Annotated in this window: 1 pseudogene; it reads left to right on the plus strand. The window is 67.8% G+C overall.

From position 1 onward, the window contains the following. Positions 1 to 255 (plus strand): annotated as a pseudogene (locus DNK49_RS23690) (4-hydroxy-2-oxovalerate aldolase); the annotation flags it as partial.

Raw genomic sequence — 255 nt, forward strand, 5'->3', positions numbered from 1 at the left:
CCGCGGCCGGGCTGGGGGCGGGGGCGGGCAACACGCCGATGGAAGTGCTGATTGCGGTGTGCGAGCTGATGGGGATCGAGACCGGGGTGGATGTGTTCCGGATCCAGGACGTGGCCGAAGACCTGGTGGTGCCGATCATGGACTTCCCGATCCGCATCGACCGGGATGCGCTGACGCTGGGCTACGCCGGGGTGTATGGGTCCTTCCTGCTGTTTGCCAAGCGTGCCGAGCAGAAGTACGGGGTGCCGGCACGCG

It is taken from the genome of Parazoarcus communis SWub3 = DSM 12120 (assembly GCF_003226565.1).
In the GTDB taxonomy this organism is placed as follows: Bacteria; Pseudomonadota; Gammaproteobacteria; order Burkholderiales; family Rhodocyclaceae; genus Parazoarcus; species Parazoarcus communis.